The 13,901-nt window shown below is 64.2% G+C and carries 13 protein-coding genes; 11 read left to right on the top strand and 2 right to left on the bottom strand.

The features are described 5' to 3' along the window. The first annotated feature begins 2 nt into the window (after window positions 1-2). The 5 genes from AC1DFU_RS15130 (at window position 3) to AC1DFU_RS15150 (ending at window position 4,521) form a co-directional block, all read left to right on the top strand. A complete protein-coding gene (locus AC1DFU_RS15130) occupies window positions 3-818 on the top strand; it encodes a polysaccharide deacetylase family protein (RefSeq protein ID WP_092289651.1) in 816 nt (271 codons plus the stop codon). Beyond that, window positions 818-1,810 carry a sterol desaturase family protein gene (locus AC1DFU_RS15135; RefSeq protein ID WP_092289649.1) on the top strand — a complete coding sequence of 331 codons (993 nt, stop codon included), beginning with the start codon at window positions 818-820 and terminating at the stop codon, window positions 1,808-1,810. The genes AC1DFU_RS15130 and AC1DFU_RS15135 overlap by 1 nt, the downstream gene beginning before the upstream one ends. A gap of 73 nt (window positions 1,811-1,883) precedes the next feature. Further along, a complete protein-coding gene (locus tag AC1DFU_RS15140) occupies window positions 1,884-2,759 on the top strand; it encodes an EI24 domain-containing protein (protein WP_092289647.1) in 876 nt (291 codons plus the stop codon). Window positions 2,760-2,771: 12 nt separating this feature from the next. Next, window positions 2,772-3,572 (top strand): competence/damage-inducible protein A, encoded by an 801-nt coding sequence (locus tag AC1DFU_RS15145; protein ID WP_092289645.1) that lies wholly within the window; start codon window positions 2,772-2,774, stop codon window positions 3,570-3,572. 121 nt (window positions 3,573-3,693) lie between these two features. Further along, window positions 3,694-4,521 (top strand): EI24 domain-containing protein, encoded by an 828-nt coding sequence (locus tag AC1DFU_RS15150; protein WP_177219829.1) that lies wholly within the window; start codon window positions 3,694-3,696, stop codon window positions 4,519-4,521. 13 nt (window positions 4,522-4,534) lie between these two features. Here the strand turns inward: AC1DFU_RS15150 and AC1DFU_RS15155 are convergent, their stop codons facing one another. Next, window positions 4,535-4,999 carry a rhodanese-like domain-containing protein gene (locus tag AC1DFU_RS15155; RefSeq protein WP_092289641.1) on the bottom strand — a complete coding sequence of 155 codons (465 nt, stop codon included), beginning with the start codon at window positions 4,997-4,999 and terminating at the stop codon, window positions 4,535-4,537. A 513-nt stretch (window positions 5,000-5,512) separates the two neighbouring features. Between AC1DFU_RS15155 and AC1DFU_RS15160 the strand changes: the two genes are divergently transcribed. From AC1DFU_RS15160 to ntrC, 4 genes are all read left to right on the top strand, one after another. Beyond that, window positions 5,513-6,928, top strand: a complete 1,416-nt coding sequence (locus tag AC1DFU_RS15160) for a 3-hydroxylaminophenol mutase (protein ID WP_092289640.1) — start codon at window positions 5,513-5,515, stop codon at window positions 6,926-6,928. 202 nt (window positions 6,929-7,130) lie between these two features. Next, complete coding sequence (locus AC1DFU_RS15165) at window positions 7,131-7,658, top strand: DUF4124 domain-containing protein (RefSeq protein ID WP_092290825.1); 528 nt, start codon at window positions 7,131-7,133, stop codon at window positions 7,656-7,658. 10 nt (window positions 7,659-7,668) lie between these two features. Beyond that, window positions 7,669-8,808 (top strand): nitrogen regulation protein NR(II), encoded by a 1,140-nt coding sequence (gene glnL, locus AC1DFU_RS15170; RefSeq protein ID WP_092290823.1) that lies wholly within the window; start codon window positions 7,669-7,671, stop codon window positions 8,806-8,808. Window positions 8,809-8,919: 111 nt separating this feature from the next. Then, the gene (gene ntrC / locus AC1DFU_RS15175; protein ID WP_441593553.1) at window positions 8,920-10,494 is read left to right on the top strand and encodes a nitrogen regulation protein NR(I); all 1,575 of its coding nucleotides are present in this window, start codon (window positions 8,920-8,922) and stop codon (window positions 10,492-10,494) included. Between the two features lie 63 nt (window positions 10,495-10,557). Here the strand turns inward: ntrC and AC1DFU_RS15180 are convergent, their stop codons facing one another. Continuing rightward, window positions 10,558-11,355, bottom strand: coding sequence for an HAD-IIB family hydrolase (locus AC1DFU_RS15180; protein WP_092290821.1), 798 nt, complete (start codon window positions 11,353-11,355; stop codon window positions 10,558-10,560). Between the two features lie 237 nt (window positions 11,356-11,592). Between AC1DFU_RS15180 and ugpB the strand changes: the two genes are divergently transcribed. Further along, window positions 11,593-12,903: a sn-glycerol-3-phosphate ABC transporter substrate-binding protein UgpB gene (gene ugpB, locus AC1DFU_RS15185; protein WP_092289636.1), complete on the top strand. Its 1,311-nt coding sequence runs from the start codon at window positions 11,593-11,595 to the stop codon at window positions 12,901-12,903. A gap of 116 nt (window positions 12,904-13,019) precedes the next feature. Next, entirely contained in the window at window positions 13,020-13,901 is an 882-nt protein-coding gene (ugpA, locus tag AC1DFU_RS15190) for a sn-glycerol-3-phosphate ABC transporter permease UgpA (RefSeq protein WP_092289634.1), read from the top strand.

Here is a 13,901-nt window from a genome sequence, read left to right on the forward strand (position 1 = left end):
ACATGGCTCGGCTGCTGATTCGTATTCTTGCCATGCTGGCCGCGATGCTGGCGCTGGCCGGTGCTGCCTCGGCGGCGGACGCCGCCGCCAGTTGCCGTGCCGGTACGCTGTACCTGACCTTCGACACCGGCAGCATGAGCCAGGCGGAACTGATCGCCCGCACGCTGCGCCGGCATCATATCCGCGCCACGTTCTTCCTGGCCAGCGAGCCGACCGTCAATCATGACAACTCGCTGGACCCGACCTGGGCCCCTTACTGGAAAGCGTTGGCCGCCGATGGGCACGTGTTCGGTTCCCATACGTTCGATCACGTCTACCTGCGCGGGGTGCACGGGGACAAGGTGACGATGCGTCCGCAGTTTGGCGCGCAGGGCGGCAAGGACGTCGCGATGACTGCCGACGCCTTCTGCACGGAACTGCGCCGCAGCGCCCAGGCATTCCGGTCGATGACTGGCCAGCCGATGGCGCCGATCTGGCGCGCGCCGGGCGGCCGCACCGCCCCGCAGACGCTGGCCTGGGCCGAGCAATGCGGCTTCAAGCACGTGGGCTGGGCGCCGGCCGGCTTCCTCGGCGACGAACTGTCTTCCGAGAAATTTCCGAACCGGGCTTTGCTGGACCGCGCGCTGCGCGACCTCCGGGATGGCGATATTACGATGGCGCACCTCGGCATCTGGTCGCGCAAGGACCCCTGGGCACCGGGCGTGCTCGAACCGCTGCTGACCGGCCTCGAACAGAAGGGCTTCTGCTTCGCCACGCTGCGCGAGCATCCCCGCTACAAGGATTGGTTCCAGCAGCACGGGGCGGAGGGCCGGCGGTAATGTGGGACGCGTTCACGAACTGGATCAGCCTCTGGGTAGGCCAGGTGGAAGCCACGGTATTCCAGGGCGTGGTGCTGCCGGTGGTCTACCACCTCGGCTTCGGCGGCTATGCCGAGGACGCCTTCACAGGCACCGAATGGTTGCTAGTGGGTGTGGTGCAGATCGCAGTGATGGTGCTGATCCTCGGCCCGTTGGAGAAATTGCGACCCGTGGAGCCGGTGACGGACCGCGCCGCCGTGCGCACGGACATGCTCTATACGATGATCCATCGCCTGGGCCTGTTCCGGCTCGCGATGTTCTTCGTGCTGGCGCCGCTGATGGATGGCCTCGAAGGCCATCTGCGCCTGCTGGGCTGGCAGCGGATCAACGTGGAGGACTGGTGGCCCGGCGTGACGTCGATCCCGCTGGTCAGCTTCTTCGTCTACCTGCTGCTGTTCGATCTGCTCGACTATTGGTATCACCGGTTTTCGCATACCTATCGCTGGTGGTGGAGCCTGCACGCCACGCACCACAGCCAGCGCCAGATGACGCTCTGGAGCGACAATCGCAACCATCTTCTGGACGATATGCTACGTGACGCAGTTTTTGCGACCGTGGCGCTGGCGGTTGGCGTGGAGCCGTCGCAGTACGTGCTGCTGGTGGCGCTTTCGCAACTGCTGCAAAGCCTCCAGCACGCCAACCTGCGACTGCATTTCGGCTGGCTCGGGGAGCGACTGCTGGTTTCGCCGCGCTTCCATCGCACGCACCACGCGGTGGGGCTCGGCCACGAGCAGCAGGCGGCGGGCAAGCCGGTGCGGCTTGGCGGCTGCAACTACGGCGTGATCTTTCCGTGGTGGGACATGTTGTTCCGCACCGCCCGGTTCGTCGAGGCCTACCATCCGACGGGCATCCGGGACCAGCTTCCGCCGCCCACCGGCCACGGCCGCGACTACGGCGCGGGATTCCTGTCCCAGCAGTGGCTGGGCCTGAAGCGGCTGCTACGGCTCCGCTGACCGGGAATGTCGTCGGCGTGGGATCTTTTCGGCCTGTGCTAGGCTCTGAAGGTTTTCCCGACCGCTTTCCTGCATGAACGATATCTTTCGCTCGTTTGGCCGTGCCCTGATCAGCCAGTTGCATCCGCGCATGCTGATGCTGACGCTGGTGCCATTCGTCCTCGCCACCGTGCTATGGGGCGGCCTGATCTGGTGGGGCTGGGACCCGATCATGGGCGGCGCTCGCGCCATCCTCGAGGGCTCCGTTTTCACGAGCTGGATCTACTCCGCGCTGGACTGGCTCGGTCTGCAGTCGCTGCGCACCGTGGTGGCGCCGCTGTTCGTGCTGACGCTGGCTGTGCCGCTGGTGATCGCGTCGATGCTGATCTTCATCAGCCTGTTCTCGGTGCCGGCCGTGGTGAAGCACCTGGACCGCAGCTATCCGGGGCTGGTCAAGGCGCGCGGCGGCAGCGTCGCCGGCAGCGTGTTCCAGGCGCTCAGCAACACCGTGGTGTTCCTGTTGCTGGTGCTCGTGACGATGCCGCTATGGTTGATTCCGCCGTTCTTCGCGCTGATTCCGCCCGTGCTGTGGGGCTGGCTCACCTACCGCGTGATGACCTACGACGCCCTGGCCGAACACGCCACGGCCGAGGAGCGCAAGACGCTGATGAAGCGCCATCGCACCTCGCTGCTGATGATCGGCGTGGCCGTGGGCCTGCTTGGCTCCGCGCCGACCTTGCTGTGGGTCTGGTCGGCTGTCATCATCTTCCTGTTTCCGGTGGTGCTGGCCGGCACGCTGTGGCTGTACGTGCTGATCTTTATCTTCTCGGCGCTCTGGTTCGGCCATTTCTGCCTCCGGGCATTGGCTGAATTGCGCGCCGAGCGCGACGCCGCGGCACCCCCGCCGCCGCCCGCCACCGACGTGATCGACCTGGCGCCGGGCGACGTGCGCCGCATTGAACAATCTTGAGCGAGGAACACCATGGGTTTCGGTTTGATTGTCATCGGCGATGAGATCCTGTCCGGGCGGCGCGAGGACAAGCACATGCGCCGGACCATCGAACTGCTGGGCGCACGCGGCCTGGCGCTGGACTGGGCCGAGTACGTGGGCGACGAGCGCGAGCGCATCACCGCCACGCTGCGCCGCACGCTGGCCGGGCCGGACGTGGTCTTTTGCACGGGCGGCATCGGCGCCACGCCGGACGACCACACGCGTCAGTGCGCGGCCGCCGCGCTGGGCGTGGAGCTGGCGCTGCACCCCGAGGCGCGCGAGCAGATTGCGCTACGCATCGCCGAGACCGCCAATGGCGACCCGGTCAAGGCTGACCTGAACCTGCCTGATAACCAGCATCGCTTCAAGATGGGCGAGTTTCCGGTCGGGGCGCGCATCATCCCCAACAGTTACAACCGCATTCCGGGCTTCTCGGTGGCCGACCACCATTTCATGCCAGGCTTCCCCGTCATGGCGTGGCCGATGATGGAATGGGTGCTCGACCACTATTACACCCACCTGTTCCACCTGGAGGTAGCGCAGTCGCGCGCTTTCTATGTGTTCGAGGCGCCCGAGTCGACCCTGACACCGCTGATGGAGCAGGTGGAGGCCGCATTCGCCGGCATCCGCGTATTCAGCCTGCCATCCGTGGGCGACGTGAGCCGGGGCGACCGCTTCGCGCGGCGCCATATCGATCTTGGGGTGAAGGGACCGGCGGAACAGGTCCTGCCAGCCTATGCGATGCTGCTCGAAGGCGTCCGCGCCATGGGGTACGAGATCGTCGAGCAGTAGGTGAGGGTGGGGGGCTGTGCCAATCCTGTGCCAACCTTGACACAGGTCGAAAAAGCGCGCGCCGACGCGTGATAGCTTGATGGGCTTTGTTCAGCCTGCGCTGCCTCGTCAGCGCTCACACATGAAACCAGTTCTCCGGGCGTTCGGCCGCGCGTTGCTGTGCGTTCTGCATCCGCGCATGCTGATACATGCCATCTTGCCGCTCATCCTGATCCCGATGTTCTGGGCCGGCATCCTTTGGTGGGCATGGGATCCTGTCACCCAGGCATTCAATAGATTTCTCGACGCTACCCAGATGTTTGCCTGGCTGAGTGGGACTTCCCCTTGGAGTTGGCTGGCCGGGTTGGGGCCGTACGTGGCGCCGGTGCTTGTCGTGATGGCGCTGTGCCCGTTGATTGTTGTGTCGATGCTGATCTATATCAGCGTATTCTTCGAGTCGACAGTGGCTGGACACGTGGCGCGCGGCTATCCGGGACTTCGCCGTGCCCAGGGCGGTTCGCTAATGGGCGGCCTGCGGGAGTTGATCGTGAGCACTGGGGTGTTCCTGGTGCTCACCATGCTGACGCTGCCGTTGGCGTACCTGCCGGTGATTGGTTTTGTCACACCGTCACTGCTGTCCGGCTGGCTGATGTACCGTGTGATGACCTACGACGCGCTGGAAGATCACGCCACGGTGGAAGAGCGCAAAACGCTGATGAAGCGCCATCGCACATCGTTGATGGGAATCGGCGTGCTCAGCGGCTTTCTCGGCTGGCTGGCCAACCTCGTCTGGGTCTGGGCAATCGTAATGGTTGTACTGCTACCCCTGGCGCTGTTGTGCGTCATGTGGGTCTATATGATGATTTTGATCTTTGCGGTGCCCTGGTACGGCCACTTTTGCCTACAGGCGCTGGCCGACCTGCGCGCGGAGCGGGCAACCCCGCTCCCACACGCCATGGACGGGCGTTAGCTGATGGCTCCCCTTACGCCCCGTGCCACGGCAGGTTGCGCTTGCACCAGCCTTCCACGGTCTTGCGGTGGTATTCCTCGTCGCGGGGGCCTTCGAAGCCTTCCAGCACATCCATGGCACAGGTGTAGCCGGCCTCAGTGGCCAGACGGGCCGCGTGCTTCGAGCGCGCAGCGCTACGGCACAGGAACAGCACCGGCGCATCGGTCGGCACGCGGGCCTTGAGTTCCTCGACGAAATTCGGGTTCTGCTTGCCGCCGGGATAGCTGTTCCATTCCACATGGGCGAATTGCTCGTCCGGCAGGTTCACGCCACCTACCCAATCCAGTTCTGCCTGCGTGCGCACGTCCACGAGCACGGCCTTCGGGTCGGCCTGCAGCAGGTCATAGGCTTGCTGCGGGTCCAGCGCGCCGAAGTACGCAAGCTGGTTCTGTTGCTGGCGCGCGTGCGCCGCCTGGAGGAGGTCGTCTCGGGTGGTCATCTTCTGTGACGGAGTCAATAAGAGAAGCGGGAGCAAAGCGGGGTTCGCTGTGCCGGGGCAACAGCGTGACCCGGGATCGGGCGCGGCGCTGGGATGTCGCCGCGTTCGGCGCTATTCTAGCGCGCAGCCACGGCCATCCCCCGAAAATCCGCCTGCGCGGCGCATGCCCATCTTCGGTGCGTATTCTGGTGCATCGGCACTAAGATAGTGCTTTTCCTTGAATCGTGCACCGAGATGGTGTTTGATGGAGTCGCCGCGGAGCGGTGCGCAAGTGGATCGTTCGCCGCGTCGGCATGTTCAGCTTGGGTTGTATGCAATCCGCGGCCCCCGCCACGGTGCGGCGTGACCGATCACTGCACATTTTTCGGGATGGCGAGGGCAAATGAGGGCGTCGGTTGGCATGCTTTCTGCTAACATTCCTCGTCCCTTTTGGGGCGGTTCCCGCGAGGGTTTTCCGGGGCCGGACCCAACAATGGCTTTCCCAGACTCAGCCCGAATTTCCAGGAGATAGGCATGGCCCACAGCGTTGCAGATGTGATGAAGCTCGTGAAGGAAAACGACGTCAAATTCGTCGATTTCCGTTTCACGGATACCAAAGGCAAGGAGCAACACGTGTCTGTGCCCGTGTCGCACTTCGACGACGACAAGTTCGAGAGCGGCCACGCCTTCGACGGTTCCTCGATCGCCGGCTGGAAGGGTATCGAAGCTTCGGACATGCTGCTGATGCCGGATTCGAACACGGCCCACATCGACCCGTTCTACGAAGAGCCGACGCTGGTGCTGACCTGCGACGTGATCGAGCCGTCGGACGGCAAAGGTTACGACCGCGACCCGCGTTCCATCGCCAAGCGTGCCGAAGCCTACCTGAAGAGCACCGGCCTGGGCGACACCGCCTTCTTCGGTCCGGAACCCGAATTCTTCATTTTCGACGGCGTGACCTGGAACGTCGACATGCAGGGTTGCTCGGTGAAGATTCACTCCGAGGAAGCCCCGTGGTCGTCGGGCAAGGAATTCGAGCACGGCAACAGCGGTCACCGTCCGGGCAAGAAGGGCGGCTACTTCCCGGTTGCCCCGATCGACACGTTCCAGGACATCCGTTCGGAAATGTGCCTGATCCTCGAATCGCTCGGCATTCCCGTTGAAGTCCACCACCACGAAGTGGCTGGCCAGGGCCAGAACGAAATCGGCACGCGTTTCAGCACGCTGGTGCAACGCGCCGACTGGACCCAGCTCCAGAAGTACGTGATCCAGAACGTGGCGCACACCTACGGCAAGACGGCGACGTTCATGCCGAAGCCGGTGGTTGGCGACAACGGCTCGGGCATGCACGTGCACCAGTCCGTGTGGAAGGACGGTCAGAACCTGTTCGCAGGCAACGGCTACGCCGGCCTGTCGGAATTCGCGCTGTACTACATTGGCGGCATCATCAAGCACGCCCGTGCCCTGAACGCGCTGACCAACCCGGGCACGAACTCGTACAAGCGTCTGGTGCCGGGCTTCGAAGCCCCGGTGAAGCTGGCCTACTCGGCCCGCAACCGTTCGGCCTCGATCCGCATTCCGTACGTGGCGAACCCGAAGGGCCGCCGCATCGAAACGCGCTTCCCGGATCCGCTGATGAACCCGTACCTGGGCTTCTCGGCGCTGCTGATGGCCGGCCTGGACGGCGTGATGAACAAGATCCACCCGGGCGAAGCTGCCGACAAGAACCTGTACGACCTGCCGCCGGAAGAGGATGCAAAGATCCCGACCGTCTGCTCGAGCCTCGACCAGGCCCTGGAATATCTCGACAACGACCGTGAGTTCCTGACCCGCGGCGGTGTGTTCTCCAACTCCATGCTCGATGCCTACATCGAACTGAAGATGGAAGAAGTCACGCGTTTCCGCATGACGACGCACCCGATCGAGTTCGAGATGTACTACTCGCTGTAATCGCGTCCGGTTGCCAGGTTGTCACCGGGCAACAGTTGCACCAGGAAGGGGCGGCTTCGGCTGTCCCTTTTTGTTTTGCGAGCGGGTTGATCGCTAGAATGGGGCTCCTTCCCTAACCTTCATGCCGATGTTCATGAACGCGATGTCAAATAAGGTCACGCGCAGCCGCCAAGGCGGACTGTTGCACCAGGGTTCATACCGGATGACGCACCAGATCCGGGTGGGTTTCCCCATTCTGGTGATGGCCATGGCGCTGGGGCTCGGCGCCTGGAGCCGGCCCGCGCCGGCGCAGTCGTCGGATGTCTATATGTGCAAGGGCCCCAACGGCGTGCCCGAGTACCGCAACGGCAATCCAGGCGGCAGCAAGGACTGCAAGAAGCTGAACCTGCCTGACGTGATCACGGTGCCGGGTTCGCGCACTGCCAGCTCGGGCGGTGGCAAGGCGGCGGCGCCTTCGGCGTCCCCGGCGGCTTTCCCGCGCGTGGACAGCGCCACCCAGAAGAACCGCGACAGCGAGCGCCGCGCGGTGCTGGAGCAGGAACTCCAGAGCGAAGAAGCCAAGCTGGCCGGGCTGCGCGCCGAGTACAACAATGGCGAGCCCGAGCGCCAGGGCAACGAGCGCAACTATCAGAAATATCTCGATCGCACGGCACGCCTGCGCGACGACGTCGCACGTAGCGAAGCTAACGCCGCCTCCTTGCGCCGTGAGCTATCGAACCTTAAGGAATAGTGAAATGGCCATGGGTCGCCTGATTCGCGGAGTGTCGCGCAAAGTCACCGGAGCAGACCGCAAGGCGGAAGCCGAGGTCCTGCCGTTGGGCGACGCGGCGTTCCACCCCGGCCTGGACGTGGTGGCCAACCCGGTGCTGCTGGTGCGCCAGCCCGGGCTGCAGGTGGTCTACGCGAATCCGGCCGCCGAGGCCAGCTTCGCGCTGTCCCGCCGGGCGATGGTGGAACTGACGCTGCCGGACTTGTTCGGCCAGATCGACGAGCTGGACAGCATGATCGAGACGGTGATCGCGCGGCAGATCGATGTGCGGCGCCAGGATCTCGTGCTGCGCCCGCCGCTGCAGGAGCCGATGCATGCCCATGTCGTGATCGGGGCGATCGAAGGCCATGCCAATACGGTCCTGGTTGAGATCCTTCTGAACGAGCAGAAGGTACGCAGCGACCGCGAGGAGCGCATCCTCGACCTGACGTCGGCCAACAAGGAACTGATCCGCAACCTGGCCCACGAGATCAAGAATCCGCTCGGGGGCATCCGTGGCGCGGCCCAGTTGCTTGAGTTCGAGCTGCCCGAACGGTCCTTGCGCGAGTACACCCAGGTCATCATCAAGGAGTCGGACCGCCTGCAGACGCTGGTGGACCGGCTGCTGGAGCCGCACCGGCACCCGCACATCGTCTCGGACCTCAATATCCACGAGGTGCTGGAGCGCGTGCGTTCGGTGGTGCTGGCCGAATTCCCGAACGGGCTGGAGATTGTGCGCGACTACGACGCGAGCCTGCCCGACCTGCGCGGCGACATGGAGCAACTGATCCAGGCCGTGCTGAACATCGTGCACAACGCTGCCCAGGCGCTGCACGAGCGCATCGCGCGCGGCGATGCGCAGATCGTATTGCGGACGCGGGTGGCACGGCAGGTGACGATTGCCAAGCGCTTGTTCAAGCTGGCATTGGACTTGCATGTCATCGATAACGGCCCGGGCATCCCCGAGGACATCCGCGAACGCATCTTCTATCCATTGGTATCGGGCAGGGACGGCGGCAGCGGACTCGGTCTCACACTCGCTCAAACCTTCGTGCAGCAGCACGAGGGCTTGATCGAATGCGAGAGCCGGCCGGGCTGTACCGACTTCCGTATCCTGCTGCCGCTGCACTGACCTCCCGCGCCTCTGACCGGCCCGGATGTGCGAGCGGCGCGGGACCTGCCTGAGTGGGACGATGGCGGGACAACGGGAGACCACATGACACCGAGCAGACAAGCGACGCACATGAAGCCGATCTGGATAGTCGACGACGATCAATCAATCCGCTGGGTCCTCGAGAAGGCCCTTGCCCGTGAAAGCCTGCTCTCTCGCAGTTTTACCAATGTTCGCGACGTGCTCGCGGCGCTGGAGGATGACGAGCCGCAGGTCCTGATTTCCGATATCCGCATGCCTGGCGGCTCGGGCCTGGACCTGCTGCAGGCCATCAAGGCGCGGCACCCGGGCCTGCCGGTCATCGTCATGACCGCGTATTCCGACCTGGACAGCGCCGTGGCGGCGTTCCAGGGCGGCGCCTTCGAATACCTGGCCAAGCCGTTCGATGTCGACAAGGCCGTCGAGCTGATCCGGCGCGCGCTCGAAGAGAGCCTGCGCGAGGAGGAAATGGACGATCGGCTAGTCGACGCGCCTGAGATCCTGGGTCAGGCACCGGCGATGCAGGACGTGTTCCGCGCCATCGGCCGCCTGTCGCAGTCGAACGTGACGGTGATGATTACCGGCGAGTCCGGCACCGGCAAGGAACTCGTCGCACGGGCGCTGCACAAGCACAGCCCGCGCGCCAACGGGCCATTTATCGCGCTCAACACGGCGGCGATTCCGAAGGATCTGCTCGAATCCGAACTGTTCGGACATGAGCGCGGCGCGTTCACGGGTGCGCAGACGATGCGGCGTGGCCGCTTCGAGCAGGCCGAGGGCGGCACGCTGTTCCTCGATGAAATCGGCGATATGCCATTCGATCTGCAAACGCGGCTGTTGCGCGTGCTGTCGGACGGCAACTTCTATCGCGTGGGTGGCCACAACCCGTTGCGCGCCAATGTGCGCGTGATTGCGGCCACGCACCAGAACCTCGAGACGCGCGTGAAAGAGGGGCTGTTCCGCGAGGACTTGTTCCACCGCCTGAACGTGATTCGTCTGCGGCTGCCGCCGCTGCGCGAGCGGCCCGAGGACATCACGCTGCTGGCGCGCCACTTCCTGCAGAAGAGCGCCAAGGAGCTTGGCGTGGAACCCAAGCGCATGTCCGACGAGGCGCTGGCCTACGTCAGCACGCTGCCGTTCCCGGGCAACGTGAGACAGCTTGAGAATCTGTGTAACTGGCTGACCGTGATGGCGCCGGCGCAGACCATCGAAGTCAAGGATATGCCACGCGAGATGATCGGCACGCCTCAGTCGGAAAGCACCGGTTCGCCGATGCGCGCGCCGGGCGGCGAGTCGCGCATGGCAGGTGGCGACTACGATGCGATCGAGACATCCGACTACGGCATGAACACCGCGGCAGGCGAGGGTGACACGATGGTCGCCACGCGCCCACCGATGACCGCCACGGCGCCAGGCATGGCGTCCGCACCGGCCTTCGCGGGCAATGCGGTGTCGGCAAGCTGGGAGTCGCTGCTGGCCGGCGAGGCCAAGTCGATGCTGGAAGCGGGCCAGCCCGAGGTGATGGATGTGCTGACGCGGCGCTTCGAAAAAGCTGTGCTCGAAGCCGCGCTGGGCGTCACGCGCGGGCGCCGCGTGGAAGCCGCCACCCGGCTTGGGATTGGACGCAATACGATTACCCGTAAGCTGCAGGAGCTGGGATTCGATTGATGTCCAGGGGTTGAGACGATTCTCTGCTCTCCCGCTGCGGGGGAGCAGAGAACAAGAATCGTCTCAGCCGTTGCTACGTACCGCCAGCAGTCGCTCCGCCATCTCGGCGAAGCCTTCACCGCCGGCCGCCTCCGTGACGTAGGCGGGCGCCACCGGCAACTGATCCAGAATCTCCCGCACGTTCGCCACGCCCACCGACAACGGGAAGTGGCCGAACATCGCCGCGTCATTGGCCGAGTCGCCGATGAACAGCCATTCGTCGCGCGCGGCGTCGATGTCATCCCCCAGCAACTCCTGCACGCAAAGCCGGCTCATCGACAGCTTGTCATGGTCGCCGAACCAGCCGTTAACGTGGATCGAGCTGACCGTCGCCGTCATGCCGGCCTCGCGCATCATCGCGGCAATGCGGTCCACCGCCGGCTGGGGCAGGGGTGCCACGTCCTCGGCATGGTCGATGGCAAGGTCGGCCGCATGCCATGCCTGGTCCGATGCCAGCGCGCAGCCAGGCACCTCGCGCACGATCCGCTCGCCCAGCGCGTGGATCTTCTCAAGATTCCCGGCGCGCGTCGGCGCATCGTCGAGGAAGCGTGTGATCAGCTTGTTGTCGCGCAAATGTGAGAAGAAGGCGCCATTTTCGCCGATGATGGCATCTACCGGCCAGAGTCTGACGAGGATCTCCGCCCAGGCGATGCAGCGTCCTGTGACGGGTACGACATGCAGCCCAGCCCGGGCCAGCCGGTCCAGTGCGAGATAGGTGGGGGCAGGCAGCCGGCCATCGGTCGTCAGGGTGCCGTCGATGTCGGTCAGGATGCCGCGCACGCGCCGGAGGGCGGCGTCCGGCAAGGTGGCGAAGGGTTTCATCGTGCTCATGGGCGAGGATTGTACGCAAACGTCCGCCGGTGCGGCGCGCCCGGTTGTGTGACATCAATGTGTCGTCAAAATGCAGCAATATTCTCACCGCAAGGCGGGTTTGCCCGGTTTGCGGCGAGGTGCGACGGGCGTAACATCCCGCTGTCACAAAAAATGCATACAGTCGGGCGCTTTTTCTTGTTTCTTGCCCGATTTGCCCGACTGATAACAGCCTCAGGAGAGAAGTCCATGTCCTTTCCACGCACCGCCCTAAAATTCGCTGCCGTCGCCGCCCTGGCCATGGCCGGCACCGCCCACGCCGCGGTCGAGATCCAGTGGTGGCACGCCATGCAGGGCGCGCTGAACGACAAGGTCAACGAGATCGCCAACAAGTTCAACGCGAGCCAGACCGACTACAAGATCGTGCCTGTTAACAAGGGCAACTACGACGAAACCATGGCGGCCGGCATTGCCGCCTTCCGCGCGGGCGGCGCTCCGGCGATCCTGCAGGTGTTCGAAGTGGGCACGGCCACGATGATGAGTGCCAAAGGCGCGATCAAGCCGGTCTCCACGGTGATGAAGGATGCGGGCGAGAAGTTCGACCAGAAGGCCTACATCCCCGCCGTGGCCGGTTACTACACCTCGTCGAAGGGCGAGATGCTGTCGTTCCCGTTCAACAGCTCGACCACCGTCTTCTATTACAACAAGGACGCCTTCAAGAAGGCGGGCCTCTCCGAGCCGCCCAAGACCTGGCCCGAAGTGATGCAATATTCGGCCAAGCTGAAGGCATCGGGCACGAACTGCGCCTATACCACCGACTGGCAGGGCTGGGTGCACCTGGAAAGCTTCTCGGCCTGGCATAACACGCTGTTCGCGACCAAGAACAACGGCTTCGGCGGCACCGACGCCCGCCTGGTCTTCAACAGCCCGCTGCACGTGAAGCACATCACCAATCTCCAGGAGATGGTGAAGAAGGGCTACTTCAGCTACGGCGGCCGCAAGGCAGAGTCGCAAGCCAAGTTCTTCAACGGCGAGTGCGCGATGTTCACGGGCTCGTCGGCATCGCTGGCCAACATTCGCAAGAACGCCAAGTTCCAGTTCGGCGTGTCGCAGTTGCCGTACTACCCGGACGTGCAGGGCGCCCCGCAGAACACGATCATCGGCGGCGCGTCGCTGTGGGTGATGGGTGGCAAGAAGGCCGAGGAATACAAGGGCGTAGCCAAGTTCTTCACGTTCCTGTCGCAGCCTGAGATCCAGTCGGACTGGCACCAGGCCACCGGCTACCTGCCGGTGACGATGGCCGCCTACGATCTGACCAGGAAATCGGGTTACTACGACAAGAACCCGGGCGCCGATGTGTCCGTGCAGCAAATGGTCGTGAAGACCACGGACAAGTCGCGCGGTGTGCGCCTGGGCAACCTGGTGCAGATCCGTACCGTGGTGGACGAGGAACTGGAAGCCGTCTGGGCCGGCAAGAAGGAGCCGAAGGCTGCGCTGGACACGGCGGTGGCGCGCGGCAACGACCTGCTGGAGCGCTTCCAGAAGACTGCGAAAGAGTAAGTCAGGGGCGTCGCGCGGCCTGGCCGGTATGACCGGTCCGGGCTGAGGGCGCCAGACGTGCGGCAAGTGGGCGGCGGCGAAACCGTCGCCCGCTTGCGTTATGAAAAGGTTTGACGATGGAAAAACGCGTCGTTTTCCGGTCGCCGTGGCTGCCGTATCTGCTGGTGTTGCCGCAGATCGCCATCACGATGATCTTCTTTTTCTGGCCGGCCGGCCAGGCGCTGTGGCAGTCGCTGCTCCAGCAGGATGCCTTCGGCATCAATCTCGAATTCGTAGGGCTCGACAACTTCAGGACGCTGTGGGCAGACCCGCAGTATGTGGAGTCGTTCGAGGTCACGGCCATCTTCGCCATTGGTGTGACGGTGGTCGGCCTGTCGGTGGCGCTGCTGCTTGCCTACTTCGCCGACCGCGTGGTGCGCGTGGCCACGGGCTACAAGACCCTGCTGATCTGGCCGTATGCCGTGGCCCCGGCCGTGGCGGGCGTGCTCTGGATGTTCATGTTCAACCCGACGCTGGGCGTGGTGTCGTACGCGCTGCGCAAGGGCGGCGTGGACTGGAACTTCCTGCTCAATGGCAATCAGGCGCTGACGCTGGTGGTGCTGGCCGCCGCGTGGAAGCAGATCAGCTACAACTTCCTGTTCTTCCTGGCCGGGTTGCAGAGCATTCCACGCTCGCTGATCGAGGCGGCCGCCATCGATGGCGCCGGACCGTGGCGGCGCTTCTGGTCCATCATATTTCCGCTACTTTCGCCGACCACGTTCTTCCTGCTGGTCATCAACGTGGTCTACGCATTCTTCGATACCTTCGCCATCATCGATGCCGTGACGCATGGCGGCCCATTCAATTCGACGAACACGCTTGTGTACAAGGTGTTCCACGACGGCTTCCGCGGCATGGACATCGGCGGCTCGGCCGCGCAGTCCGTGGTGCTGATGGTGATCGTGATTGCGCTGACCGTGGTGCAGTTCCGGTTCGTGGAACGCAAGGTCCAGTACTGA

The organism is Cupriavidus sp. 10L45 (assembly GCF_056395225.1).